This is a genomic window from Nisaea acidiphila (genome assembly GCF_024662015.1).
Lineage (GTDB): Bacteria > Pseudomonadota > Alphaproteobacteria > Thalassobaculales > Thalassobaculaceae > Nisaea > Nisaea acidiphila.
Window position 1 is genome coordinate 1,247,709 of record NZ_CP102480.1, and the last position, 24,427, is coordinate 1,272,135.

General features: G+C 62.3%; 23 protein-coding genes. 11 read left to right on the plus strand and 12 right to left on the minus strand.

What is annotated here, in order from left to right; translation table 11 throughout:
* The first annotated feature begins 102 nt into the window (after nucleotides 1-102).
* From NUH88_RS05765 to NUH88_RS05790, 6 genes are all read left to right on the plus strand, one after another.
* Nucleotides 103-1,095 (plus strand): N-formylglutamate amidohydrolase, encoded by a 993-nt coding sequence (locus tag NUH88_RS05765; RefSeq protein ID WP_257770542.1) that lies wholly within the window; start codon nucleotides 103-105, stop codon nucleotides 1,093-1,095.
* A 63-nt stretch (nucleotides 1,096-1,158) separates the two neighbouring features.
* Nucleotides 1,159-1,995, plus strand: a complete 837-nt coding sequence (locus tag NUH88_RS05770) for a transglycosylase SLT domain-containing protein (RefSeq protein ID WP_257770543.1) — start codon at nucleotides 1,159-1,161, stop codon at nucleotides 1,993-1,995.
* A 93-nt stretch (nucleotides 1,996-2,088) separates the two neighbouring features.
* A complete protein-coding gene (locus tag NUH88_RS05775) occupies nucleotides 2,089-2,811 on the plus strand; it encodes an HAD family hydrolase (protein ID WP_257770544.1) in 723 nt (240 codons plus the stop codon).
* 256 nt (nucleotides 2,812-3,067) lie between these two features.
* Complete coding sequence (locus tag NUH88_RS05780) at nucleotides 3,068-4,123, plus strand: TRAP transporter substrate-binding protein (protein WP_257770545.1); 1,056 nt, start codon at nucleotides 3,068-3,070, stop codon at nucleotides 4,121-4,123.
* A gap of 164 nt (nucleotides 4,124-4,287) precedes the next feature.
* Nucleotides 4,288-4,902 (plus strand): TRAP transporter small permease subunit, encoded by a 615-nt coding sequence (locus NUH88_RS05785; protein WP_257770546.1) that lies wholly within the window; start codon nucleotides 4,288-4,290, stop codon nucleotides 4,900-4,902.
* 51 nt (nucleotides 4,903-4,953) lie between these two features.
* The gene (locus NUH88_RS05790) at nucleotides 4,954-6,558 is read left to right on the plus strand and encodes a TRAP transporter large permease (protein ID WP_257770547.1); all 1,605 of its coding nucleotides are present in this window, start codon (nucleotides 4,954-4,956) and stop codon (nucleotides 6,556-6,558) included.
* A gap of 68 nt (nucleotides 6,559-6,626) precedes the next feature.
* Here the strand turns inward: NUH88_RS05790 and NUH88_RS05795 are convergent, their stop codons facing one another.
* The 9 genes from NUH88_RS05795 to NUH88_RS05835 form a co-directional block, all read right to left on the minus strand.
* Nucleotides 6,627-7,751 (minus strand): CaiB/BaiF CoA transferase family protein, encoded by a 1,125-nt coding sequence (locus tag NUH88_RS05795; RefSeq protein WP_257770549.1) that lies wholly within the window; start codon nucleotides 7,749-7,751, stop codon nucleotides 6,627-6,629.
* Between the two features lie 13 nt (nucleotides 7,752-7,764).
* Nucleotides 7,765-8,928 carry an acyl-CoA dehydrogenase family protein gene (locus tag NUH88_RS05800; protein ID WP_257770550.1) on the minus strand — a complete coding sequence of 388 codons (1,164 nt, stop codon included), beginning with the start codon at nucleotides 8,926-8,928 and terminating at the stop codon, nucleotides 7,765-7,767.
* A 37-nt stretch (nucleotides 8,929-8,965) separates the two neighbouring features.
* Nucleotides 8,966-9,814, minus strand: coding sequence for a class I SAM-dependent methyltransferase (locus NUH88_RS05805; RefSeq protein WP_257770551.1), 849 nt, complete (start codon nucleotides 9,812-9,814; stop codon nucleotides 8,966-8,968).
* A 3-nt stretch (nucleotides 9,815-9,817) separates the two neighbouring features.
* Nucleotides 9,818-10,804, minus strand: coding sequence for an N-acetyl-D-Glu racemase DgcA (gene dgcA, locus NUH88_RS05810; RefSeq protein WP_257770553.1), 987 nt, complete (start codon nucleotides 10,802-10,804; stop codon nucleotides 9,818-9,820).
* Nucleotides 10,805-10,836: 32 nt separating this feature from the next.
* Nucleotides 10,837-11,838 carry an N-acetyltransferase DgcN gene (gene dgcN / locus NUH88_RS05815; protein WP_257770555.1) on the minus strand — a complete coding sequence of 334 codons (1,002 nt, stop codon included), beginning with the start codon at nucleotides 11,836-11,838 and terminating at the stop codon, nucleotides 10,837-10,839.
* 126 nt (nucleotides 11,839-11,964) lie between these two features.
* Nucleotides 11,965-13,653, minus strand: coding sequence for a tripartite tricarboxylate transporter permease (locus tag NUH88_RS05820; RefSeq protein WP_257770557.1), 1,689 nt, complete (start codon nucleotides 13,651-13,653; stop codon nucleotides 11,965-11,967).
* A 10-nt stretch (nucleotides 13,654-13,663) separates the two neighbouring features.
* Nucleotides 13,664-14,152 (minus strand): tripartite tricarboxylate transporter TctB family protein, encoded by a 489-nt coding sequence (locus NUH88_RS05825; protein WP_257770559.1) that lies wholly within the window; start codon nucleotides 14,150-14,152, stop codon nucleotides 13,664-13,666.
* Nucleotides 14,153-14,232: 80 nt separating this feature from the next.
* Nucleotides 14,233-15,204 (minus strand): Bug family tripartite tricarboxylate transporter substrate binding protein, encoded by a 972-nt coding sequence (locus NUH88_RS05830; protein WP_257770560.1) that lies wholly within the window; start codon nucleotides 15,202-15,204, stop codon nucleotides 14,233-14,235.
* 214 nt (nucleotides 15,205-15,418) lie between these two features.
* A complete protein-coding gene (locus tag NUH88_RS05835) occupies nucleotides 15,419-16,429 on the minus strand; it encodes a tripartite tricarboxylate transporter substrate-binding protein (RefSeq protein ID WP_257770562.1) in 1,011 nt (336 codons plus the stop codon).
* A 149-nt stretch (nucleotides 16,430-16,578) separates the two neighbouring features.
* Between NUH88_RS05835 and NUH88_RS05840 the strand changes: the two genes are divergently transcribed.
* Nucleotides 16,579-17,394 carry an aspartate dehydrogenase gene (locus NUH88_RS05840; RefSeq protein ID WP_257770564.1) on the plus strand — a complete coding sequence of 272 codons (816 nt, stop codon included), beginning with the start codon at nucleotides 16,579-16,581 and terminating at the stop codon, nucleotides 17,392-17,394.
* An 8-nt stretch (nucleotides 17,395-17,402) separates the two neighbouring features.
* Here NUH88_RS05840 and NUH88_RS05845 read toward each other — a convergent pair whose 3' ends face one another.
* Entirely contained in the window at nucleotides 17,403-19,895 is a 2,493-nt protein-coding gene (locus NUH88_RS05845; protein WP_257770566.1) for a DUF1217 domain-containing protein, read from the minus strand.
* Between the two features lie 210 nt (nucleotides 19,896-20,105).
* Between NUH88_RS05845 and NUH88_RS05850 the strand changes: the two genes are divergently transcribed.
* Nucleotides 20,106-21,887, plus strand: coding sequence for a gamma-glutamyltransferase family protein (locus tag NUH88_RS05850; protein WP_257770568.1), 1,782 nt, complete (start codon nucleotides 20,106-20,108; stop codon nucleotides 21,885-21,887).
* Between the two features lie 29 nt (nucleotides 21,888-21,916).
* Here the strand turns inward: NUH88_RS05850 and NUH88_RS05855 are convergent, their stop codons facing one another.
* The gene (locus NUH88_RS05855; RefSeq protein WP_257770570.1) at nucleotides 21,917-22,177 is read right to left on the minus strand and encodes a hypothetical protein; all 261 of its coding nucleotides are present in this window, start codon (nucleotides 22,175-22,177) and stop codon (nucleotides 21,917-21,919) included.
* Between the two features lie 137 nt (nucleotides 22,178-22,314).
* On the opposite strand from NUH88_RS05855, the gene NUH88_RS05860 reads away from it, so the two are divergent.
* Complete coding sequence (locus NUH88_RS05860) at nucleotides 22,315-22,818, plus strand: flagellar basal body-associated FliL family protein (protein ID WP_257770572.1); 504 nt, start codon at nucleotides 22,315-22,317, stop codon at nucleotides 22,816-22,818.
* Here the strand turns inward: NUH88_RS05860 and NUH88_RS05865 are convergent.
* A complete protein-coding gene (locus NUH88_RS05865; protein ID WP_257770574.1) occupies nucleotides 22,811-23,527 on the minus strand; it encodes a lysophospholipid acyltransferase family protein in 717 nt (238 codons plus the stop codon). The two genes, NUH88_RS05860 and NUH88_RS05865, sit on opposite strands and share 8 nt — an antisense overlap.
* An 82-nt stretch (nucleotides 23,528-23,609) precedes the next feature.
* Between NUH88_RS05865 and NUH88_RS05870 the strand changes: the two genes are divergently transcribed.
* Together NUH88_RS05870 and NUH88_RS05875 are read left to right on the plus strand one after the other, a co-directional pair.
* Complete coding sequence (locus tag NUH88_RS05870; RefSeq protein WP_257770576.1) at nucleotides 23,610-23,999, plus strand: hypothetical protein; 390 nt, start codon at nucleotides 23,610-23,612, stop codon at nucleotides 23,997-23,999.
* Nucleotides 24,000-24,076: 77 nt separating this feature from the next.
* Entirely contained in the window at nucleotides 24,077-24,421 is a 345-nt protein-coding gene (locus NUH88_RS05875; protein ID WP_257770578.1) for a cupredoxin domain-containing protein, read from the plus strand.
* Nucleotides 24,422-24,427 lie beyond the last annotated feature (6 nt).

The following is a 24,427-nucleotide window of genomic DNA, read 5'->3' on the forward strand; positions in this document are numbered from 1 at the left end:
TGCGGCTTTTCGGACGGCCTCGGGAGGTGGTTGCTGGAAGCTTGCCATCAGCGGAATCCATATTAGGTTTGAGGGACGCCGAGAAGATGCGGAGAGCACGGTTTGACAAGTCACAATCCGATGGACGACAGGGTTGCCGCGATCATCGAGCCGGGTTTTCTTTTCTCAGGCAGCGTCGCCGCCGATCCGGTCCCGCCGGTGCCCGACGAGATCGCGGGGATCTACCGCATCGAGCGCCCTGCACGTCCCGACAGTCCGCTCGTGATCGCGTCCCCGCATAGCGGCCGCGACTATCCGTCTGACCTGATCGAGGCGACCCGGCTCGGCCCGCTCGATCTGCGCTCCTCCGAGGATGCCTTCATGGAAGAAGTGCTCGAGGGGGCGGCAGATGCCGGCGCGCCACTTCTGAGTGCGCTCTTTCCCCGGGTCTATGTCGATGTCAACCGCGAGCCTTACGAGCTCGACCCCGACATGTATTCCGACCCCTTGCCTCCAGGTGCCGTCACCGACAGCATCCGAATCTCGGCCGGTCTCGGTACCATCGCCCGCGTGGTCGCCAATTCGGAACCGGTCTACGGCCGGAAACTGACAGTCGCAGAAGCCGAGGACCGGATCCGGCGCTGCTATGCGCCTTATCATCGGGCCCTGCAGCGGCTGATCGCCGAAGCGATGGAACGGTTCGGGTTCTGTCTGCTGATCGACGGGCATTCCATGCCCTCGAGCGCGGTCCGTCACATGCGGAGCGAACGCCGGCCGGTCGATATCGTACTCGGCGACAGTCATGGCGTCACGGCGGCGCCGCGCTTCATCGAGCGAGCCGAGAATTTCTTCCGGGCCCGGCATTACACGGTGCGGCGCAACAGCCCCTATGCAGGCGGCTTCGTGACCCGGCATTACGGCCGCCCGGCGCTCGGCGTTCATGTGCTGCAGATCGAGATCAACCGGGCACTCTATATGGACGAGCGCCGGATCGAGCCGCGCGGCGGGATAGAGCCGCTGAAACGGCACATGCGCGCACTGATGGCTGCGCTCACGGAGACGGCGCTCCAGTTCGCCGCGAACGGAGCTGGAGGCGTCCGCGACGCGGCGGAATAGCTTCCCGGCCTCACGAATTCGGCACGGTCCTTGCTTTATTACTCCCGAAAAGGGAGTCAGACCATGCGCTTACTGTTGAAGCTGGCCTTTATTGCCGCCCCGCTGGCATTACTCGCCGCCCCGGCGGTTGCGAGCGAGACCTCGGACAAGATGTGCGCGAACGCGGCGCGTCATGCCGAGGGGGAACATCGCATGCCCAGGCACCTGCTGTTTGCGATCTCGCTGAAGGAAACCGGCCGTTGGCACGACGACCGGAAGGAGAGCTACACTTGGCCCTGGACCGTCACGTCGGGCGGCGAAGGCAAGCATTTCCCGCATAAGATCGCGGCGATGGCCGAGGTTCGGCGCCTACTCGCCGAGGGCACGACCAACATCGATGTCGGTTGCATGCAGATCAATCTGCACTATCACGGCAAAGCCTTCGACAGTCTCGAGGACGCGTTCGACCCCGAACAGAACGCCGCCTACGCCGCCCGCTTTCTAAGCGAATTGAAGAAGCGTCACGGCTCCTGGCGCGAGGCAATCGAGCATTACCATTCCGGCAACGAGACACGCGGAAGAAATTACCGCCAGGCGGTCTCGCGTCTCCAGCAGCAGGCCTATAAGGGAGTTGCCGTAACCATGGCCGATCCCTCGACCGACGACATCGAACTCGCCGCCGGCGTAGCGAAACGAGCCCAAGAGCTCGACGCGGCGGCCGAAGAGCGCAAGGAACGCCTGGAACGAGAAGCCGCGATCCGAGAAGCGCGCGCCGCCCGCCAGCTCAAAGTCGCGGCGGCCACCGCGCAGCGTCTCAAGAACGAGTTCGAAGACCGCAAGGCGAGCAAACTTGCCGCCTGGAAGAAACTGAAAGCGGAACGCCAGGCAGCAGCCGGTTTCGTTGCAAGCGCCGTGAACTGACGCGAACGGACGGTCGCACCAATCCGCCCTTGCGCCCGCGCGCGCGGCACGCGAGCCTATTGCCTCCGCAACCCGCCGAACCGGAGCCGTCCCTTGGCCCAATCCATTCGCGGCGTGGCGTTCGACAAGGACGGCACGCTCATCGATTTCGAGAAAACCTGGCTGCCGGGATTGATGTCGGCCGCCCGCGACCTTGTCGGCCTGCACGGGATTGACGCCGATCCGGACGCTCTGACCCGCGCCGCAGGAGGGGATCCCGAGGACAACAGCATAGCTCCCGGCACGCTGCTTGCCCAAGGGACGGCTCTCGAGGTGGCGACGCTCTGGCACGGGCTAGCGCCCGGTTTGCCGGATCCGGTGCCGATGGCCGAGTGGCTGGACGATTACTGGCTCAATTACGCTGCCGGTAACCTGACCCCGGTCTGCGACCTCGGCGCCCTGTTTTCAGACCTGCGCGACCGTGATATCCGAATCGCGGTGGTGACCAACGATGCGGAGCGCGGCGCGCGGGACATGATCGCGCGCATGGGGCTCTCCGAACTTGTGGATTTCGTCGCCGGCTACGATAGCGGACATACGCCGAAACCCGCCCCGGACATGATCCGGGCCTTCCTCGCCGCGCATGCACTCACCCCCCGGGAAGCCATCATGGTCGGAGACAACGCGGCGGATATGCAGGCCGGCCGCGCCGCCGGCTGTTTCGCAACGATCGGCGTACTTACCGGTGCCACGCCGGAGGGTGAATTGAGTAAAATTGCAGATTTCGTGTTGCCCGATGCGGGCCATTTGCCGGACTTGATCGCCCGGGCGCTTTGACGCAGAAACCTGCGGATTTCAAGCAAATTAACGTATACATCGACGTATTTCCTCATGCCGGGAAATCTCCTTTTCCAGTCATAGGTTGGGACTCGAAGGCTTTGACGGCGTGAAAATTCGTGGCAATACTTCGCGCTCCACGGGACCAAACGGCCTCGGACAAGCAACCGGACGCCGATAAGAAACCGACTGTGGGGTTAAGCAACGAGATCCGGAAAACCGGATCCGGCTAGACATTGGATTAGGGAGGTAACTCATGAAATTGGGTTTGCTTAAGACTGTCGGGGCGCTTGCGATCGCTTCGACGGTGGCTATCGGTCTTGGCTCCGGCGATGCCGAGGCCAAAAAAGTTCGCTGGAAAATGCACGCTGCGTTCGGTCAGAACGTGAAAGTGATCGGCCCGCCGCCGCACCGGATCTCCGAAGCGGTCGGCAAAATGTCCGGTGGCGATTTCGACATCAAGGTGTTCGAGCCCGGTGCACTGACGGGCGGTTACGCCTATTACGACCCGATCAGCCAGGGCGCGATCGATGCCGCGTTCGGTACCCCGGGCGCCAACCAAGGCAAGAACTCCGCCTACGCGTTCCTGTCGACCTGGCCGTTCGGCCCGGCGGCTCCGGAATTCGTTTCCTGGTTCAAATATGGCGGCGGCGTCGAGATCGGTACCGAATTATACGCCCGCGACAACATCAAGTATCTGCTCTGCGGCATGATCCCGCCGGAAACGTCCGGCTGGTTCCGTGAGGAGATCAAGAGCCTCGATCAGCTGAAGGGCCTGAAAATGCGCTTCTTCGGCGTCGGCGCGAAGGTGATGCAGAAGTTCGGCGTCTCCACCCAGCAGCTCGCTGGCGGCGACATCTACCCGGCGCTGGAGCGTGGCACAATCGACGCCACCGAATTCTCCATGCCGGCGATTGACCGTTCCTACGGTTTCTACCAGATCGCGAAGTACAACTACTTCCCGGGTTGGCACCAGCAGTCCACGTCCAACGAAGTTCTCGTGAACATGGACAAGTGGAACGCTCTGCCGGACGAGAACAAGGCGATGCTCGAAGTCGCTTGTGACCAGTCCCTCATCACCATGATCGCCGACGGCGAGGCTTCCCAGTTCGAAGCCATGATCGCCAACGAAAAAGACGGCGTGAAGAACATGACCTGGCCGGACTCCGTGCTCGACCAGCTCCGCGGTGCATGGGAAGAGGTCCTTGCCGAGGAACTCGCCTCCAACCCCGACGTCAAGAAGCTCTGGGACAGCTACACCAAGTTCCATGAGGGCTACAAAGTCTGGGGTGACCGCGGTTACCTGAAGTAAGAGAAAAAGGTTGCGGGAGACCTTCCCCGGAGGGTCTCCCGCCTTTTCCGTTTTTATTCAGATCATCCCCTTGCGACAGGGCCGGACCAACCGGCACCGAGCCTCCAGCAGACGAGCGCGCCAGGGAAATGGCTACCCACCATCAGGCAATTGAGGTTTCGTTCATGAAAGCCGCGCTGAACCTCGCGAGCGTTCTGGATCGCTGGTCCCGCAAGGCGGGTCAATCCATGGCTTGGCTGATCCTGCCACTCGTCTTCATCATCGTTTTCGACGTCGTGACCCGGAAGGTGGACTTCATCCGGCTCTACTTCTCGGATTTCTCCATCGAATACGGTTATTCCGTTTCCACCATCCTGCAGGATTTCCAGTGGCACCTGCACGGCGTGATCCTGCTGATGACCTTCGGCTTTGGCTATCTCGCCAACGCCCATGTCCGCGTCGACGTCTTCCGCGAGCATGTGCGGCCGCGAAAGCAGGCCTGGCTTGAGTTTCTCGGGCTGCTGCTCCTGGCGATTCCGTTCCTCTTCACGGTCGCATGGGAATCCTGGGTTCTGGTCTCGATCTCCTACGCACAGGGCGAAGGATCGGAGTCCCTGACAGGCATTCCGTGGCGCTATGTCATCAAGTCCTTCATGCTGATCGGCTGCTTCGTTCTCGCATTGGCGATCTTCGCCACCCTCTTCAGGCTTGCCGCCTATCTGTTCGGCACCCGCGAGGAGCACGAGGAAGCGCGCGACGCGTTGGAAATCTTCAACTACGAACACCATAAGCCGGAATGATCGGAGCGATCATGACAACCGGCGGACAATCCAGGGGCGGCGAAATCCAAGATGTTTGAGCTTCTATACGATCATTTCTACGAGTTTCTCGGGGCGTACATGTTCCTTGCGCTCGCCCTGATGCTCTTCACAGGGCTTCCGGTAGCGTTCGCACTCGGCGGTGTCGCGGTCTCGTTCGGCCTTATCGGGATCTGGCTCGAAGTCCTCGACTTCGCGGTCTTCTTCCAGGTCGTCCAGCGGATCTGGGGCGGTGACGGCGCTTCGGGGGCGATCCAGAACCCGATCCTGGTCGCCATTCCCTGTTTCGTCTTCATGGGCACCATGCTGGAGCGTTCGAAGGTGGCGGAAGACCTGCTGCACATCCTGCAGGTCCTGTTCCGCCGCGTCCCTGGCGCCCTCGCTCTCGCCGTGACGGTCATGGGCACGATCATGGCCGCGACCACCGGCATCATCGGCGCGTCGGTCGTCATGATGACCCTGATGGCGCTGCCCACCATGATCTCGCAGAAATACGACCGCTCGCTCGCGACCGGTACGCTGGCGGCGAGCGCAACCCTCGGCATCCTGATCCCGCCCTCGATCATGCTCGTCCTGATGGGCAGCTTGCTCGCGGTTTCGGTCGGCAACCTCTTCGTGGGCGCCATCTTCCCGGGACTGGTGCTGTCCGGTCTCTATGTCGTCTACATCGTCGTAATGGGCATCATCTCGCCGGAGAAAGCGCCTGCGATCGCTGAGGACGCGATCCAGATGGAGCCGACCAACAAGACGAACGTCATCAAGTTCGCCGGTTACAGCGCCGCGGCCATCGCCTTTTGCTACATCATGGCCGAATCCCATCTGGCGGACGTCTTCAACTGGGGTCTGATCGGCTTCCTCTCCGTGTTCGGGATTTCCATGATCATCGGCCGGAAGGAAGGCGACAGCTATCTCGGCGGTATCCTGAAGGGATTCGTGCCCCCGATCTTTCTGATCACGCTGGTTCTCGGCTCGATCTTCGCCGGCTGGGCCACGCCGACGGAAGCCGCCGGTGTGGGCGCCTTCGGCTCGCTGATCCTCGCATTTGCCAACGGGACCCTGACCAGGGAAGTGCTGACAGACGTCGTGCACCGCACGGGCCTCACCACCGCGATGATCTTCCTGATCTTCGTCGGCGCGACGGCCTTCTCGACGATCTTCCGGAACGTCTATGGCGAGGATCTGATCATCGAGTTCATCGAATGGCTTGAGCTTGGCCCCTGGCCGCTGCTCTTCATGCTGATGTTCGTGGTCTTCCTGCTCGGCTTCTTCTTCGACTGGCTGGAAATCACGCTGATCATCCTGCCGGTCTTCGCTCCGGTCATCCAGACCATGGCGCCGGCCTTCGCGCCGCACCTTGGCCTAGAAGTCCCGACCAACATGGCGCAGACCGAGTTCGTTCAGCAGCAGGTGCTCTACTGGTTCGCGATCATCGTCGCGATCAACCTGCAGACCTCGTTCCTGACGCCGCCCTTCGGTTTCGCGCTCTTCTACATGAAAGGCGTAGCCAAGGAGATGGTGTCGATGCAGCAGATCTATCGTGGCATCATCCCGTTCGTGATCCTGCAGTTGATCGGTCTGGCGATCGTGGTTGCCTGGCCGGAGATCACGCTCTGGCTACCGAGCGTCCTGCTGAAATAGCGGGAGCACGCAAAACCAAAAACGCCCGGCCTTGTGCCGGGCGTTTCTTTTTCAGGCGTATACGGGTGTCAGGCTAGGAACTCGCTCCGGATCGCCGCGCTATGCTCCCCAAGGCGCGGAACCGGGCCGAAGCTCTGATCCGCTCCGGCGAAACTCGCCGGCGGCGCAACGGTCTCTATGGTTCCGACAGGCGTCTCGATGGGCACGCGGCGCAGTGCCGGGTGCTCCAGCACGTCGGCGACGCTATTAATCGCGCCGAAGGCGATCCCCGCCGCCGAAAGCATTTCCCTAACCCGGTCCCTGGACAACGTGCGGAAGACTGCATTGATCTCGGCGTTGACGCCGTCGCGATGGGCGACGCGGTCCGTGTTGGTGCAGAACCGCTCGTCGTCGGCGAGGGCCTCGTTGCCCAGAACGTCGCGGCAGAGCTTGCGCCATTCCCGGTCGTTCTGCACCGCGATCAGGATCATGTCCCCGCCGGCGCAGGCATAGGCGCCATACGGCACGATGGCCGGATGGTTGAGGCCGATGCGTTGCTCTTTCAGCACCCCGTAGGCCTCGTGCAGAAGCCAGGGCGACATCCATTCGGTCATACCGCCGAAGAGCGAGACCTTGATCTGGCTTCCCTCGCCCGTCCGTTCGCGCAGCAGCAAGGCTTCCAGCACCGAGATCCGGGCGAACATCCCGCAGGCGATATCGCAGATCGAGACCCCGACCCGGCCCATCTCTTCCTTCGAACCGGTGACGGAAATCAGCCCGCTCTCGGCCTGGACGAGGAAGTCGTAGGCCTTCATCTCCGCATAAGGACCCTCGTCTCCGTAGCCGCTGATATCGACCGTGGTCAGGCGCGGATAGCGTTTGCGGAGCTCGTCCGAGCCGAGCCCCATGCGGTCCGTCGCGCCGGGCGCGAGGTTTTGGATGAAGACATCCGCCTTGGCGAGAATCCGGTGCAGAAGCGCGCGGTCGTCCGGGTTCTTCAGGTCCGCGACTAGGCTTTCCTTGCCGCGGTTGAGCCAAAGGAAGAAGGCGCTTTCGCCATGCACCTCGTGGTCGTAGCCGCGGGCGAAGTCTCCTTCCGCCCGTTCGACCTTGATCACCCGGGCACCAGCATCGGCGAGGCGGGACGCGCAATAGGGCGCCGCCACCGCCTGGTCGATGGAGAGCACCAGCATGCCGTCGAGAGGCTTGGTCATCCCATGCCCCCGCTCAATAGGAGCGCGGCATGCCGAGGACATGCTCCGCGATATAGGCGAGGATCATGTTGGTCGAGATCGGCGCGGTTCGGAACAAACGCGCCTCTCGGAACTTGCGCTCGACATCGTATTCCTCGGCGAAGCCGAACCCGCCATGGGTCTGCATGCAGGTGTCCGCCGCCGCCCAGGCCGCTTCCGCCGCCAGCATCTTCGCCATGTTGGACTCGGCGCCGCAGGGCTCTCCGGCTTCGAAGAGCTGCGCCGCCTTCTCCGCCATCAGCGCCGCCGCCTCGGTCTCCGCATAGGCCTTCGCGATCGGGAACTGGATACCCTGGTTCTGCCCTATCGGCCGGCCGAAGACTTTGCGCTCGCTCGCGTAATTCGTGGCTTTCTTGATGAACCAGCGGGCGTCGCCGAGGCTCTCGTGGGAGATCAGGATGCGCTCCGCGTTCATTCCGTCGAGGATGTAGCGGAAACCCTTGCCTTCCTCGCCGATCAGGCTGTCCGCCGGGATCTCCAGGTTGTCGAAGAAGACTTCGGTGGTGGAGTGATTCACCATGGCGCGGATCGGCCGGATCTCGAGTCCGTTGCCCTTTGCTTCGCGCATGTCGACGATGAAGACGGAGAGACCTTCGGTCCGCTTCTTCACCTCCTCCTTCGGCGTGGTCCGGGCAAGCAGGAGCATGAGGTCGGAATGCTCCGCGCGCGAGGTCCAGACCTTCTGGCCGTTCACGAGATAGCTCAAGTTGCCCTGCTTCACCGCCGTGGTGGAGAGCGAAAGCGTGTCGGTACCGCTGGTCGGCTCGGTCACGCCGAAGGCCTGAAGGCGGAGCTCGCCGCTCGCGATCTTCGGCAGGAATTTCCGTTTCTGCTCTTCCGAGCCGTGCCGGAGCAGCGTGCCCATGATGTACATCTGGGCATGGCAGGCACCGCCGCTACAGCCACTGCGATGGATCGTCTCGAGGATCGCCGCGGCGGCGCTGATCGAGAGGCCGCTACCGCCGTACTCCTCCGGGATCAGAACAGCAAGATAGCCGGACTCCGTGAGCGCCTGCACGAACTCCGTCGGGTAGGCCCGCTCGCGGTCTTTCTCGCGCCAATACTCGCCCGGAAAATCGGCGCAAAGCGCGGCGACCGCGCGTCGGATCTCGGCAATGACATCGCCATCGGTGGTCATGGTTCCTCCCTGCTGCGGCATCTTCGGCCGCTTTCGGTCACGCGTCTTTCAGACGGAAGATACCAAGACGAACCGCGATCCGGCCCTCCTTCAAATTGCGATAGATGTGTTTCTGTTTCCGGGCAAAGGTCTCGCCCATGATGACCGGGGCACCGGACGGCGGTTCTGGCTCGCCTTTTTCCACCCGCTCCTGCCGCGCCGTGCGCTGCGCGTCGAGATACGCCTCCACCAACGCGGACTGGTCCTCAAAACGTTCGGTCTCGAAACCGGCCGCGATCACGGCCGCCTCGACATCCTCCGCCGGAATCAGGTGCGAATGCTCGGGCAAACTCGCCCAGGGCACCGGCAGATGCACCGGTTCGCTCGATCCCGCAACGATGTCATAGAGCCCGAACCGTCCACCGGGTTTCAGAACCCTCGCGATCTCGCGGTAGAGCGCGGGCTTGTCCGCGATATTCATCGCCACATGCAGGGTGAAGACCCTGTCGAAACTGTCGTCTGCGAAGGGCATAGCCAGCGCATCGCCCTGCTCGATCCGGATGTCATCCAACCCGACCAGGGCGTTCAGTTCCCGCGCCGCGTCGCAGAAGTCGGTCGTCAGATCGATCCCCGAAACGTCCGCGCCGTAGCGCGCCGCGGCCATGCGGGACGGTCCGCCGAGGCCGCAACCGACATCGAGAACCTTGTCTCCGGGCCGGATGCCGAGCGCGTCCAGGAACTCCTCGGCGGCAATCCGCCCGCGCAGGTGCAACTGATCGACGCTATGGAGACTGGCCTCGGTGATCTCCGCCCGGGCAATCCCGGATTTCTCGAGGATCTCGATCAGCCGGCCGGCCAGTCCGCCTTCGGAGCTGTAATGGCCCGTGACATCCTGCCGGTCGCCCACGGATCAGCCCCAGAGGCCGAATTCCGGCGGTTGGATGATGCTGCCGTTGAAGACGAGGCCCGGGTCCCTGTCTTTCGCCAGCAGCAGCGGCCCGTCCAGATCGACGACCGCCGCGCCCTGCGCGACGACCACCCCCGGCGCCATTGCCAGAGAGGTGCCCACCATGCAGCCGACCATCACCTCGAAGCCCATGGCGAGCGCCCGGTCGCGCAACTTCAGCGCCTCCGTCAGACCACCGGTCTTGTCGAGCTTGATGTTGATCATGTCGTATTTGCCGACCAGCTCGTCCAGCGTCTTGCTGTCATGGCAGCTCTCGTCGGCACAGACCGGCACGACCCGGTCCAGCCCCTTCAGCCCCTCGTCCTTGCCGGCCGGCAGGGGCTGCTCGATCATGGTGACGCCGAGCCTGGCGAATTTCGGCGCATACTCATTGTACTGCTCGACCGTCCAGCCCTCGTTCGCATCCACCACCAGCTTCGCGTTCGGGGCATTCTCGTGGATGAGCGTGACCCGTTCCAGGTCCTTGCCGTCGCCGGTCATCTTCAGCTTCAGCACCGGACGGGAAGCGTTTTCCTTCGCCTTCGCGCCCATCGCCTCCGGCTCGTCGACGCCGAGGGTGTAGACCGTGGTCACCGGCTCCGGCTCCGGCAGGCCTGCAAGTTCCCAGGCCCGCTTGCCGGTCTTCTTCGCCTCGAAGTCCCAGAGCGCACAGTCGATCGCGTTGCGCGCCGCACCCGGCGGCAAGGCCGAGAGGAGTCCCTCCCGGTCCATGCCGTTGGCGATCTCTCCCGCAACGGATTCGATCTGTGCCACGACGCTATCCAGCGTCTCGCCATAGCGCGCATAGGGGAAGCACTCGCCGAGACCGTCGACATCGTCGCCGGCAATCTCAACCACGATCACGTGCGATTCCGTCCGCGCCCCGCGGGATATCCGGAACACGCCCTGCAAGGGCCAGCTTTCGCGCCTGACCGAGACCGACCGGTACATGAGACTTCCCCTTTATTTCACCGTGCGCCGGATCAGAGCGGCATGTTGTCAACGATGGCGCCGACGCCGTTGCGGATCGGATCGACCGCCGGAAGACCGGTCTCGTCGCTCGCCTTCTTGAGGAAATCCTCGGCCGCCGCATCGTCGAGGCTGGAAGTGTTCACGCAGACTCCGACGAATTGCGCGTCCGGGTTCGTCAGGCGGGCCGCCTGCAGATAGTAGGGAATGCATTCGGAGAGACTCGGGACCGGATATTCCGGCAGGCCGCGCATGTGCGGACGGTTGGCCTCGTGGCAGAGCACCATCGCGTCCGGCTGGGCGCCGTGGATGAGGCCCATCGTCACGCCGGCATAGGAAGCGTGGAAGAGTGAGCCCTGCCCCTCGACCAGGTCCCAGTGATCGGCATCGTTGGCCGGCGCAAGTTCCTCGACCGCGCCGGAGATGAAGTCGGCGACGACCGCATCGACGGAGACGCCGGAGCCGGCGATGAAGATGCCGGTCTGGCCGGTCGCCCGGAAACTCGCCTTAACGCCGCGATTGTGAAGCTCCCGCTCGATGGCGAGCGCGGTGAACATCTTGCCGACGGAACAGTCGGTGCCGACCGGAAGCAGGCGCTTGCCCGGGCGCCTCTTACCGTTGGCAATGGAGAAATTGCCGGTCGGATGGCGTACGTCGTAGAGACCGAGTCCCTTGGCTTTCGCCTTTTCCGCCAGCGACGGAATGGTGCTGATGCGGGTGTGCAGGCCGCTGGCGATTTCCATGCCGAGGTCGAGCGCCTTTTCCAGCTCGACGAGCCAGCTGTCCGGCATGAAACCGCCGCGGTTCGCGACACCGAGAATGACCGTCTTCACACCGGCGGCCGCCGCTTCCTCGATGCTCATATCGGGAAGCTTCAGATCGGCGTTGCAGCCCGGAAGGCGGAACTGTCCGAGGCACCAGTCCTCGCGCCAGACCTTCACGCCGTTCGCGGTCTTGGCTGCGAGCTGATCGGGCGCATCGCCCAGGAACATGAGATAAGGATGGCGGATTTCCACGACGTCACCTTGAGATAAAAATGGTTACGCATCGCCCCGGACGGGGCAGTTCGAGCCGTGCATGGCCTTCGCGGACGCGGGGCGGCCCGCTCCCGGCACCGTGGCCAGGACGCGAGCCGCTGCGGCTCAGGTTTCTTCGAGATGGACTTCGTGGTCGCCGTCGGGCGTCACTTTCCATCCGTTTTTCGCACTTCGCCACAGAAGATAGGCGGAAAGCGCGAGCAACGCCACACCGATAATCGGGCGCACGATGCCTTCCATCATGAACATCGGCACCGACACGCAGGCGAGCAGGACCGGCAGATAGGCCAGTGTCCAAGGCTGCGAGCCGCGCAGCTTCTGGTACCACGGGAACGCTACCGAGAAAGCCGCGACCACGAGGAAGAACAAAGACCACGGACGGCTGACGAACAGCATCAGATCGCTGTCGATCGAGAGCGCCCGCGAAAGGTTCAGCTCCGCCACATGCCCGAGCACGACACCGAGAATGATCGGCGCCAGCGGGAAGCCGAGCAGTCGAAGCACGTAGCCCGCGATGCCGAAAAAGAACAGCACCCAGATATCGTAGACGATGTTGTTCAGCGCGAAGACGCCGATGGCGCAATAGGCGAGGATCACCGAGGCCAGCACATACATCGGGATCCGTGTCACCAGCAGGAACAGCTTCAGCGTCACCGATTGCATGGCGATCATGATGAAGTGAGCCAGGAAGAAGGCGATGAAGATCGCGTAGGCGAGATCCGGATTGTCGCTGATGAAGGTCGGGCTCGGCTGCACGTTGTGGATCAGCAGAGCGCCGAGCATCACCGCGGTGACGATGTCGCCCGGAATGCCGAGAGCCATCATGGTGATCAACGCTCCGCCGGCCGTCGCGTTGTTGGAGGCTTCCGGCGCGATGATCCCGTCGGGTTCGCCTTTGCCGAATCTCTCCGGGGTCTTGGAAGCCTTCTTCGCCTGATCGTAGGCAAGAATATTCGAGATCGAGCCGCCGGCGGCGGGAAGAACACCGGTAAATACGCCGATGAAGGAAGAGCGAATGAGGTTGGTCCAGCGCGCGAAGATCATCCGGATCGCCGTCAGGTGCTCGACCCGGACTTTCGCGTCGGTCTCGCGCGTATCCATCAGCGCGGCGCGCGCCTTGACCCGGTCCTGAATGTCGGAAAGCAGCTGGCTGAAAGCGAAGAGGCCGATCAGCACCGGAAGGAAAGAAAAGCCCGATTCGAGATCGTCGACGCCGAAGGTGAAGCGGGCGACGCCGTTCACCTCGTCCTCGCCGACCGTCCCGATGAAGAGGCCGAGTGCGCCGGCGATCATGCCTTTCATCAGGTTCTCGCCCGAAAGGCTCGCGGTGATGGTCAGCGCGAACAGCACCAGCGAGAAATAATCCCACGGGCCGAACTCGAGGCCGATGACCGCGAGGCTCGGCGCCAGGGTGACCAGCAGCGCCGCGCTGATCAAGCCGCCGAAGAAGGAGGACCAGACCCCGAGCCCGAGCGCCAGCCCCGGCTTGCCGCCGCGGGCCATCGGGAAGCCGTCAAAGGTCGTCGCGATCGAGGACGGCGTGCCGGGTATGCCGGTCAGCATGCCCGACATCAGGCCGCCTGAGAGACCGCCGACAAAGACGCCGATCATCGTGGCCAGCCCCTCGACCGGGCTCAGTCCGAATGTGAACGGCAGCGTGAGCACGATCGCCATGGCGATGGTGAAACCCGGAATTGCGCCGGCGATCAGACCCGCGGTCACCCCGATCGTCATCAGCATCAGGTTTCCGACGGCGAAGACATCGGAGAATGCGTACAGAATGTTCTCAAGCATCGGTCTCTCCTCAGTTCAGCTGCAGGATTTCGCCGTCCGGCAAAAGGACGCCGAGACCGAAAGTGAAGATGCTCCACATCACACCCACCGTCGCGACCGCGACGAGGAGATGCAGAGGGACCCTTTTCAAGCCGGGTTCGCCGAGCAGCGTAAGCGCGAGGAACACGAAGGCGACGCCGCCGAGCAACATGCCGAGGATGTCGAGGGTGAAGAGGAAGAGGAAGAACAGCGCATAAACGATCGCGGCGTTGCGATACTTCCCGATCCCGCCGGGCGCGCTTTCCGCTGTTTCAGCGCCGGGAGCTTCGGCTTTCAGAACGCTCTGACCGAGCAAACCGAGGCTGAAAACCGTCAGGACAGCCAGGACCACCTGCGGCCAGACATGCGACGGCATGGTGCCGTAATTGGTCACTTCGATGTCCTGGCTGGCGGAGAACATCACGCCACAAAAGACCAGGAGCAGAAGCGCGATCAGCGTATCTCGGTTCAACCGGCCCACCAGCGTCCCTCCGAATTATCGTTTGAAAACGCAAACGGCGGCCCCCGGGATCGGGAGCCGCCGCCCGCAGAGCTGTTTAATCAGCTGCCTTTGTAAAGTCCAACCTCAATCGCGATCCGCTTCCAGTCCGCGAAGGTCTTCTCGAAATAGGCCGTGTAGTCTTTCGGGCCGAGATAGTTGACCGAAGTGCCTTTGGCTTTCATCGCCTCGACGACCTTCGGGTCTTCGGCGGCCTTCTTGAAGACCTCGGCATAGTGCGCGATCACTTCCGGGCTTGCGCCTTTCGGCAGAACGACACCGCGGTCCGTACCGTAGATCAGGTCATAGCCCTGCTCTTTCAGGGTCATGACGTCCGAGATCTCCGGGTTGCGTTCCGGAGTGGTGATACCCAGCGCCTTCAGCTCATTGGTCTGAATATACTTCTTGGCAGCGGCGAGGTTGATTTCGCCGATCTCGATATTCTTCGCCAGAAGCGCGGTCATCCGCTGGCGGGTGCCGTCATAGGAAACGTGCTTGAACTTCACACCCGCAGCGTCTTCCAGCAGCAGGAAGATGAAGTGGCTGGTGGAGCCCAGCGTTCCGCCGGCGGTCACGGTGCCCGGCGCCTTCTTTGCGGCTTCGACCAGTTCCTTGACGTTGTTGAACGGGACACCCGAGTTCGCGCCGATGATGGCCGGGGTCCGGGTAAGAAGCGCGACCGGCTCGAACGCGTCCCAGGTGAAATCGACGCGGCCGTTGAAGAAACTGGTCAGCGCGCTCTGGTGAATGGCGAACAGCGTGCAGCCGTCCGGCTTCGCCTTGCGGGCTTCCTTGGCACCCTTGTTACCGCCCTGGCCGCCGATGTTCACGACCTGCAGTTTCGGCTTCGCACCGGCTTCGTTCACGGATTCCACGAACTGACGGAACACGACATCGGTACCGCCGCCGGCGCCCCACGGAACGATCAGCTTGGCGGTGCGGCAGGACAGATCGGCGGCCTGCACGCCGGGCGCTCCGGAAAGAGCGACAGACGCGGTCGCAAAGGCCGCGAGAAGTGCTGTCTTGATCTTCATTTCTTGTCTCCCTGAAATCACGTTGGCCGAAAACCAACGCTTAGATATCTCGCGAGCGCACCGCCGGCACGCCCGTCCAGTGGCAGTAACCCTATGAATAAGGTTTCGGGTGTCAACCTTTCGCGACTGCCGCAAAACCGAGTCATCGCGCGGTCGAATGTCGCCCGATCTAAGTCGTCGGATTGCAGTGCGTTGATTCAACTAGAGAACTTCTTCAGCTCTTCTGGCCAAGTCGCCCCCGGTTATTCTGGCGCTGCAACATTTCCTTCCAATCAGCCGCGAGATTTTCCAGGTAGCGGGAAAAGCCGTCGGCGGTGATCAGGCGCGACTCAGTGCCGTACTCCTTGTGTAGCTCCGAAAGCACGCCGCGGGTCTCCATTACCTTCTGGAAAATGTTTGCGTGCGCCGCGACCAGTTCGGCCGGCAGCCCCGCGGGACCGTAAATGCCGTGGTCGACGCCCAGCGTCAGCCCTCCGGCGTGCATCCCGAGAGTCGGGATGTCAGGCATGTCCTCGGACGGCGCGGCCCCCGTTACGGCAAGGGTGTGAAGCTGTTTCTCGTGCATGCGCGCCTCGGCGGCCCGCAGCGAGACAAAGGACAGAAGACCGGCGGGTCCATTCAGCATCTCCCTGAAACGCGCCATTCCGGTCGGAAAGCTTCGGATCCGGAACCGGACATCCAATGCCTCCTCCATCTGCAGGAAGAGCAACTGCTCCAGGGGGTCGTCGACCAGCGCGAAGGAGACGGACTCCGGCTTGGCGCGAAGCTCGGAGACAATCTGCGCCAGGCTCGGGGTCTCCGGCTCCTCGCCTTTCGGCGCCGGCTTCGCCGGTCCACCGGACGAGAGAGCGATCGCCATCGGCGTTCGGGTCAGCAAAGCGACAGGCGTCAACGCGCGCCACGCTTCGCGATCACCCTTCAAGATCTCGAAAGCCACCCGAATCTGGGTATCGAGCAACAAGGTGCATCCGTTCGGAGCGGCACTCTCTATCAGTTCGCGCGCGATACCGCGCGGTCGATTGCGGACCCGGTACGTGGTTGTACCGACCTTGCTTGCACCCTCCGCAATCGCCCGGGCCACCAGATCGCTTCCGGATTCGACCGCTGCGGGGACGATAATCGATACCGTAATGCAGGAGAGTTCCTGAGCGCGCACAGTATCGGCCCGCGCAAAAATCGCCGCTCCCGCCAGAACCAGAGACAATAAGAACCTGAACCGTCGCATCCTGCCCCCACCCGAATCGCGCCAGACTATACGTTGCCTCCGATTGCCGTCCAGCGGCGCGCCGCTGCAACCTCATTTGAACGACGGCGAAATTGAGCTACAGAGGACCCTTCATCATGAATGCACCTCAATAGCGGGAAACCGAATCCATGAGCGAGAAGCTGAAAGTTGGAATTGGCGGCCTTGGTGCCATCGGACTCACGCTTGCACGCGCGATCGCCGACGGCACTTTGCCGGATCTAACACTCGGAGCTGTTTCCGCCAGAGATGCCGAGAAAGCCAAAGGCAATCTCGCTGCCATCGGCGCCGAAGCACCGATCGTGCCGCTGGAGAGTCTCGCCGAGACCTGCGACATCGTCGTGGAATGCGCGCCCGCCTCGGTGTTCGAGACCATCGCCCGCCCGGCGATCGAAACCGGCCGGATATTTGTGCCGGTCAGCATCGGCGCCCTGCTGAACCACATGGATCTGGTCGACCGCGCGAAGGATACAGGCGCGCGTCTCGTGCTTCCGACGGGCGCACTGATCGGCCTCGATGCGGTACGCGCCGCCGCCGAAGGCGAAATCGAGTCGGTGACGCTGGAGACCCGCAAGCCGCCGCTTGGCCTCGCCGGTGCTCCCTATCTGGTCGAGAACGATATTTCCGTCGAGCGGCTCAACGAGGCCAAGAAAGTTTTCGAGGGCAATGCCCGCGAAGCCGCCAAAGGCTTTCCGGCCAATGTAAACGTCGCCGCCGCTCTCAGCCTCGCAGGCGTTGGCCCGGAACGCACCAGCGTCGAGATCTGGGCCGACCCGGACGTGACACGGAACACTCACACGATCAGGGTCGAGGCGGACAGCGCACGTTTCACGATGACGATCGAGAATATTCCGACGGAGGAAAATCCGAAAACGGGGAAGATCACCGCGCTTAGCGTGATTGCCACCCTCCGGCGACTTACAGCACCGCTGACCGCGGGCACCTGAGGGTCGGGTCAGCTGGTCAGATTGAGCAATCCACCGCCGCCGCTGATATTCGTGAACAGACTCACCAAGTGAGCATTTGACGATCCGGCCGAAGTCGAGCCACCGACCGCCTCAAGATCGACCTTGATCAGATACTGCTCAATGAACTTGATGGCGTAATTGGTGTTCTCAAGCGGCTTCAGGAAGCTGAGATTCTCGGCCGAGCCGCTGGTTCCGGTCAATGCGCTCTTCTGCTCTTCCAGAATCGTGTTCTGAATGTTCAGGGTATACTGCTCTGCCTTGATCCGGCTCAGCGTGGAACCCACAGAGAAGAGTGCATCGTTCAGCAGTTCCTCGCGGTCCTCCGCAGTCGCACCGCTGACGGCGAGATATTGCAACGAACTGAGTGAACTCTCGAAGTTGTCCTTGAAGTCGTTCTGAGCATCGACGGTAATCACCGTACCAAGCGTACCCAGCGTCACCTTCAGGTCGCTCGCGAACTCTTCCAGCAGGTTGTCACCGCTCTCGCCCGCCTGCTCGATGATATTATCCAGATCGCTGCGGATCTGCCGAATCTCCGCATCGATCGAGCCCAGCGGGTCGGCGATGTTCGCCGCAAAATCGAACACCCTCCGGTCCGTGACCAGATTGTCCTTAAGTTCCGATAGGGCGTCTGTGAATGTGGTGTCGACGTCCGAAATGATGCCGTTAGCGTTTGCGGCCGAAAGAGTCGTCGGCAAGGCCGCGAGAATATCGGCATTAAGCGTGCCGCCGCGCGCATCGATACTCTTGCCGGAATTGGCATCGGCCTCGTAGATGAGCGTACCGCTCGTGAGCAAGTTATCGAATGTATAGGTACTCACGCCATCGGATGCAGAGCCCGCTTCATTGATTAGCGCGCTCAACTCGTCATACTTGGCGCCATATTGGGTATTCAGTTCCGTTATATCGGCATCGTCCTGCTGCGCCTCGAAGGCGAGAGCCCGAATCTCGGAAAGCACGCTGGCGGCATCGGCGAGCCGCGTCAAAGCGTCGTCTACGGCGGAAACTCCCTGAGACAGCTCTTGTGAGTTCAGGGTGTACCCGAAATTCACGTCGTCGATACTGTTGGTGAAGCTTGAGCCGTTGACCGCGTTCTGGATCTCTGCCGAAGCGAACGCGGACTCCGCATCATCAAAAATCGACTCGGCGGCAGCAATGCCCGACGACAGCGACCCCAGAGCAACCGACTGGAACGCGGTGTTCGCATCGTCAAGATCGCTCAGAAAAGTGGAGAGATCGTAAGATGACGTAACGACGGCAGTGCCTTCCGAATCTACCGCGGTCGTGACCTTGGACGAGGGAAGCGCATCGATACCGCTCCCTCCATCGCCCGCCGGCACAAAAAGGTTCTCCGTCGTACCTGAAGTACTGTCTATATAATTCGCGCTCTTGATTGTGCCGTCTGCGGCAGTGATCTCACTGACCAGATCTGCGAATTCAGCCTTCAGACTATCCAGTTCGTCCTGGTCTTCCACGTCGGCGGCAGCATCGAAGATCTCGTTAAGACGTGTAAGTTTCGGATCCGTATCCGCCAATGCCTGGTCCGCGGCAGCGATCAGCCCTTGCTGACGAATTAGTTCTGGAATCGCGGCTTCCTGAACGGGTATCTCGCTCGCGAGAACGCCGCCAGGATCGGTGACATTATCGAAATCCTGGAGCCTTATCCGCAAATCCTCCAGTTGCTCCTGGAGGGAAGTGAGCTCAATGCTCGCGTTCGTCGTCGCAGCCAGTCCTGACTTCAATTCAGCAAGGTCGTCGTTAACCTGATCGAGCTGCGTCTTGCTCGCATTCTCCTCGTCACGGTCGAGCGTGTTCAGCTTGTCAAAATCAAGCTTCGCATCCAGCAGCGCTTCCTGCTTCAGGACGGACTGATTGGCGATCTCGGCCGGCAGGCCGAGCGCCGTAGTGACGATACTGCGAAGCGCGATATCCCCGAGAACCTCGAGAGAGGAGTCGACTTCGTTTATCTTCCGCAAGAAGTAGAGCGCTTCGCGGGCCGCCGGGTTTTCGTTGCCGATCTGGATCTCGAACGCGTTGGTCAGATACTTGTCGATAACCTCGGTCTGCGTTGTCGCGTCGCTGAACTTCGACACGCCCTCGTTCGCGACATTGAAGAAGGACGCGAGTTCAGCGTAACGCGGATCCGCGAGCCGGTTCGCGTAGGAGTTCGGATCGTCCTTGTCACTGTTGAAAATCGCCTTCAGCTTGCCCGGATTGCCGATCTCGGACTCGAGACCGAAAGCTGTCAGAACGAACTCAAGTGCCTTCCGGTCCTCGAGCAGATCGTCGAGCGACGAAATCTCGTTCGCGGATTCCTGAAAGTTGGAAATGTTTTTCTGGACGTCGGCGCGATTGTAGAACGCGAGGCGCGCAGCTTCGGGATCTGCCTTGTATTTTGCGAATGCGGCGACACCGGTCGTCGAGTAGGACGACGAGGCGCTTCCGCCAAGAATGGCCAGTGCGACCGATGCGTTTGACATGATACCCTCTGCTTCTGCAGCCGGTTCTACGGCCCGACTCTAGCCGCATTATGATGTGCAGGAATCGGACCACCCCTTCTGAGGCCCCTAATCTGTAGCATTTAGGAGGTTAAAATTCAATTTAAGAAATGTTATGGGGCAGGAATTGCGAACCCGCAGTTTACAGCCTTATAGTCGGTCCTCCTCGACACCTCCGTTCCAGGAACAACGATGTTTACGACCAGACCGGAAATCCGCGGCACCTTCGGTGTCGTCGCCTCGACCCATTGGCTCGCCTCCTCGGCGGGCATGGCCATCCTTGAGCGCGGCGGCAACGCCTTCGACGCGGCCGTCGCGGCAGGTTTCGTGCTGCAGATCGTCGAGCCGCACCTGAACGGCCCGGGCGGCGACCTGCCGCTGATCATGCACAGCGCGAAGGAAAACCGGACGCGGGTGATCTGCGGCCAGGGCCCGGCGCCGCAAAACGCGACTATCCCGGCGATCCGCGATCTCGGCCTCGATCTCATTCCCGGCAGCGGCCTGCTCGCCGCAGTAACGCCCGGCGCGTTCGACGCCTGGATGCTGATGCTGCGCGATCACGGCACGATGGGCCTCGCCCAGATCCTCGAATATGCCATCGGCTACGCGCGCAACGGCTACCCTGTGGTACCGAAAATCACGGACACGGTGGAGACCGTGCGCGACCTCTTCCTGAACGAGTGGAAGACCTCGGCCGCGATCTATCTGAAAGATGGAAAGGCGCCGGTTCCGGGCGGCATGTTTTCCAACCCGAAGCTGGCCGACACCTATGAGCGCATCGTGCGCGAAGCGGAAGCCGGCGGCGGAAGCCGCGAGGCGCAGATCGACCGCGCCCGCGACATCTGGTACCGCGGCTGGATCGCCGAGACGATCGACCGTTTCTGCCGCGATGCCTACATGGACGCCACCGGGCGCCGCCACAAAGGCCTGCTGACCGGCGACGACCTTTCCGGCTGGTCGGCCACCTACGAGGCCCCGCTCAGCTACGATTATGGCCGCTACACGGTGATGAAACCGGGCGCCTGGAGCCAGGGCCCTGTACTGCTGCAACAGCTGTCCCTGCTGAAGTCCATGGGCCTTGCCGATATGGACCCGACCGGTCCGGATTTCGTCCATGCCGTGACCGAGACGTCCAAGCTCTCTTATGCCGACCGCGAGGCCTATTACGGCGATCCGAATTTCGTCGACGTGCCGATGGAGACGCTGCTGAGCGACGCCTATGCCGAGAGCCGGCGGGCACTGGTCGGCAAGGAAGCCTCCGATGCCTTCGTCGCCGGCACGATCGAGGGCTACAGCAACAACATCGCCTTCACGCTGGAGCCGCATGCGGCGGACATTTCCGGCGCCGGCCTCGGCGTCGGCGAGCCGACCGTCGGCAAGATGGGCGAGGCCAAGGGCGACACCGTTCATATCGATATCATTGATCGCGACGGCAACATGGTCTCGGCGACGCCGAGCGGCGGCTGGCTGCAGAGCTCGCCGATCATCCCGGAACTCGGCTTCTGCCTCGGCAACCGGGCGCAGATGTTCTGGCTCGAGGAGGGCTCGCCCTCCACGCTCGCACCGGGCAAGCGTCCGCGCACCACGCTCTCGCCCTGCTTCGCGCTACGCGACGGCGAGGCCTACATGCCGTTCGGCACGCCGGGGGGCGACCAGCAGGACCAGTGGTCCCTGCTGCTTTTCCTGCACCATGCGGAGCACGGCATGAACCTGCAGGAGGCGATCGACTGCCCGGCCTTCCACAACGAGCATTTCCCGAGCTCCTTCTGGCCGCGCGGCCGGATCGATAAGCGACTGGTGGTCGAAGGAAGGTTCCCGGAAGAGACCGTCAAGGAACTGCGCCGCCGCGGCCACGATGTCGAGGTCGGCGAGGACTGGTCGGAAGGCCGCCTTACGGCCGCCGCCAAGGACGGCGAGATGCTGCGCGCCGCTGCAAATCCGCGCGGCATGCAAGGCTACGCGGTCGGACGCTGAACGGAGATTTGAGGCCCCAGGCGGCCGCTTTAGCGGCCCCGTGCGGCCCGCTCCATCAGCCCCGTCGTCAGATATTCGCGCAGAAACAGCGCTCGGTCTTCGCTGAGCGCGATCGCGCGCTCGCGCCCGTCGTCGAAGCGGAAGGTGATGTAGAAGCGGTCATCGACAAGATCAATCACGAAGGATTCCACGCCCGGCGCCTCGGCCCGAAGCTTCTCGGCATGGCGCTCTTCCGGCTGCTTCATATAGAATTCCAGCCACTCTCGCGCATCCTTGTCTTGCATCGACACACTCATCCTCCGTACGCAGAGCCTATCATAGGACCGAAAGACCGGCCCTTTGCACCGGAAATGCTGTTCAGACGAACAGCATAGCTGCTAGTTGAAGGGCTTGAGACAGTCCATCGCGCGAACGGAGCCTGTACCAAGTGAAGAAGCTGATCATCTTCGTGACCCTGCCGCTGATGCTCATCGTCGGCGCCGGAATGGGGGCCGTGATGTTCGGGCTGATCCCGGGATTCGATCCACTTGGAAAGCGCCGGGCCGCGATGAATGGCGCCGAGATGGCACCGAAGGAAGAGCCCTATCTGAACAAGGCGCCTCCGCCTTTCGCCGAGACCACCCCCAACGCCGTCGTTTTCCAGCTCGAAGAATTCGTTATCAACCTGCAGACCGAGCGCCGTTACCCGGTTTTCATGCTGCTGAGTCTCGCGCTTGAGCTGAAGGACCCGGCCGCTCAGGCCCGGGTCGCAAGCCTGGAACCGCGCATCCGCGATGCGGTCATCGTCTATGCGAGCCGTTTCACGCAGGACGACCTGAACGGATTCGACGGCATCAACAAGATCCGGGACGGGCTCTGGGTCCGGTTGCGCGACATCATCGACAAGGATGACCTGCTGAACGTCCAGGTCATGAAGATGACGATCAAGTAGAGGCCGCCGCCTCCAGTCTTGCGGTCTCTTCCTCGATCGCCGCTTCGAGCCGGCTCATGAAGCTCTTGCGGTCCAGTCCCGGCGGGATCGGCGCCAGCACACGGACATCGATCGTTCCCGGATATTTTATGAAGCTGTCCTTGGCCCAGAATTTCCCGGAATTGAGCGCAATCGGCACGGCCGGCAGGCCAAGTGCGCGATAAAGCGCGTAGACGCCCGGATGATAAGCTCTCTCATCGCCCGGCGCGACGCGGGTTCCTTGCGGGAAGATCACCACCGGGCGCCCCTCGGCCGCCCGCTCCTCCGCGGCTTTCACCATCAGCTTCAGGGCTCCGGCGCCGGCGGAGCGATCGATCGGGACCATGCCCACCTTGCGGAAATACCATCCGACTACCGGCAGTTTCAGCAATTCCTGCTTCAATACGATCGCCGGATCGGGGCAGAAGAGCTGCAGCGCGATGGTTTCCCAGGCAGACTGATGCTTGCAGGCGACGAGACACGGGCCTTGCGGCAGGTGCTCCGTGCCTTCGATCCGCCAGCGCAACCCGACCGTCAGCGCCAGCAGGGCCAGCGTGCCGCGGCACCAGGCATCGCGCACCCAGCAGACCCAGCTCCGCGGGCCGAGAAAAGCCGGAAGCGCCAGCAGGCCGATGATGGGGGTGAAAATGTAGAAGAGGACGTTGAAAAGCGTCGCCCTGAAAGCCGTCATTTTTGGTTCCACATGCTTTGCTTCACCCTTTACTGAAGAAACCGTCCCCTGTCACGTAGCCCTTCCGGCCGAAGAGGAACAGATGACCGCGCCTGAACCGGAAACTCCGCCCGCACCGGACTGGTATCCGCGCCTGCTTGAGGTCCTCGAACGGTATGCGCGCGAGCGACGCTGCATCGCCTACGCGGAACTCGCCGCCGAGGCCGCGATTCCCGGCCCGAAGGCCATTCACAAGCTGACAGAAGCGCTTGAACGGCTGGTGAGCCGGGATCATGCGGAAGGCCGGCCATTGCGTGCGGCAGTCGTTGTCTCGAAATCCGGCAGGAAGCTCCCGGCCCCGGGCTTCTTCCAGCATTGCGCCGCTCTCGGGCTCTATTTCGGTCCCGACAGGGGAGCGCAAGCCGAGCTGTTTCATCGACTCGAGCTGGATCGCCTGTTTGTGAACGACGGCATCGGTCACGAGGATTTATAGACTTGGAGGCTTCTCTCAAGTAAACCCGCGGAAATTGCGGTATAATGATTTTTTCCGGCCACAGATTGGACGTTCGCATGTCCCTCAGGAGAACACTTGGCGCCGCTCTGCTGGCAGCCACATTGTCGCTGACAGCGGGCGTCGCGGTTCCGCTTGCCGCCGATCCCGCCGCCATTGTCAGTCAGAAGGGTCGCCACTTCACACCGAAGGAAATAGAGGTGAAGCGGGGCGACATGGTTCGCTTCGTGAATGACGATTTTTATGGCCACAACGTCTATTCCGAGACCGAAGGCGCGGGTTTCGATATCGGCCTGCAGGCCCCCGGCGAAGAGCGCGACGTGGTGCTCGAGAAGCTTGGCATCGTCGATGTGCGCTGCCGCATCCATCCGCGCATGCGGCTGAAGATCACCGTCACCGAATAGTCCGGG

Bases quoted from the DNA above. Each gene is read 5' to 3' on its own strand.
- NUH88_RS05835 (WP_257770562.1), bottom strand. From the start codon at position 16,429: ATGCGACGGTTCAGGTTCTTATTGTCTCTGGTTCTGGCGGGAGCGGCG.
- NUH88_RS05820 (WP_257770557.1), bottom strand. From the start codon at position 13,653: ATGCTTGAGAACATTCTGTACGCATTCTCCGATGTCTTCGCCGTCGGA.
- NUH88_RS05795 (WP_257770549.1), bottom strand. From the start codon at position 7,751: ATGACCAAGCCTCTCGACGGCATGCTGGTGCTCTCCATCGACCAGGCG.
- NUH88_RS05830 (WP_257770560.1), bottom strand. From the start codon at position 15,204: ATGAAGATCAAGACAGCACTTCTCGCGGCCTTTGCGACCGCGTCTGTC.
- dgcA (WP_257770553.1), bottom strand. From the start codon at position 10,804: ATGTACCGGTCGGTCTCGGTCAGGCGCGAAAGCTGGCCCTTGCAGGGC.
- NUH88_RS05845 (WP_257770566.1), bottom strand. From the start codon at position 19,895: ATGTCAAACGCATCGGTCGCACTGGCCATTCTTGGCGGAAGCGCCTCG.
- NUH88_RS05875 (WP_257770578.1), top strand. From the start codon at position 24,077: ATGTCCCTCAGGAGAACACTTGGCGCCGCTCTGCTGGCAGCCACATTG.
- NUH88_RS05800 (WP_257770550.1), bottom strand. From the start codon at position 8,928: ATGACCACCGATGGCGATGTCATTGCCGAGATCCGACGCGCGGTCGCC.
- NUH88_RS05850 (WP_257770568.1), top strand. From the start codon at position 20,106: ATGTTTACGACCAGACCGGAAATCCGCGGCACCTTCGGTGTCGTCGCC.
- NUH88_RS05785 (WP_257770546.1), top strand. From the start codon at position 4,288: ATGAAAGCCGCGCTGAACCTCGCGAGCGTTCTGGATCGCTGGTCCCGC.
- NUH88_RS05870 (WP_257770576.1), top strand. From the start codon at position 23,610: ATGACCGCGCCTGAACCGGAAACTCCGCCCGCACCGGACTGGTATCCG.
- NUH88_RS05865 (WP_257770574.1), bottom strand. From the start codon at position 23,527: ATGACGGCTTTCAGGGCGACGCTTTTCAACGTCCTCTTCTACATTTTC.
- NUH88_RS05780 (WP_257770545.1), top strand. From the start codon at position 3,068: ATGAAATTGGGTTTGCTTAAGACTGTCGGGGCGCTTGCGATCGCTTCG.
- NUH88_RS05840 (WP_257770564.1), top strand. From the start codon at position 16,579: ATGAGCGAGAAGCTGAAAGTTGGAATTGGCGGCCTTGGTGCCATCGGA.
- NUH88_RS05770 (WP_257770543.1), top strand. From the start codon at position 1,159: ATGCGCTTACTGTTGAAGCTGGCCTTTATTGCCGCCCCGCTGGCATTA.
- NUH88_RS05790 (WP_257770547.1), top strand. From the start codon at position 4,954: ATGTTTGAGCTTCTATACGATCATTTCTACGAGTTTCTCGGGGCGTAC.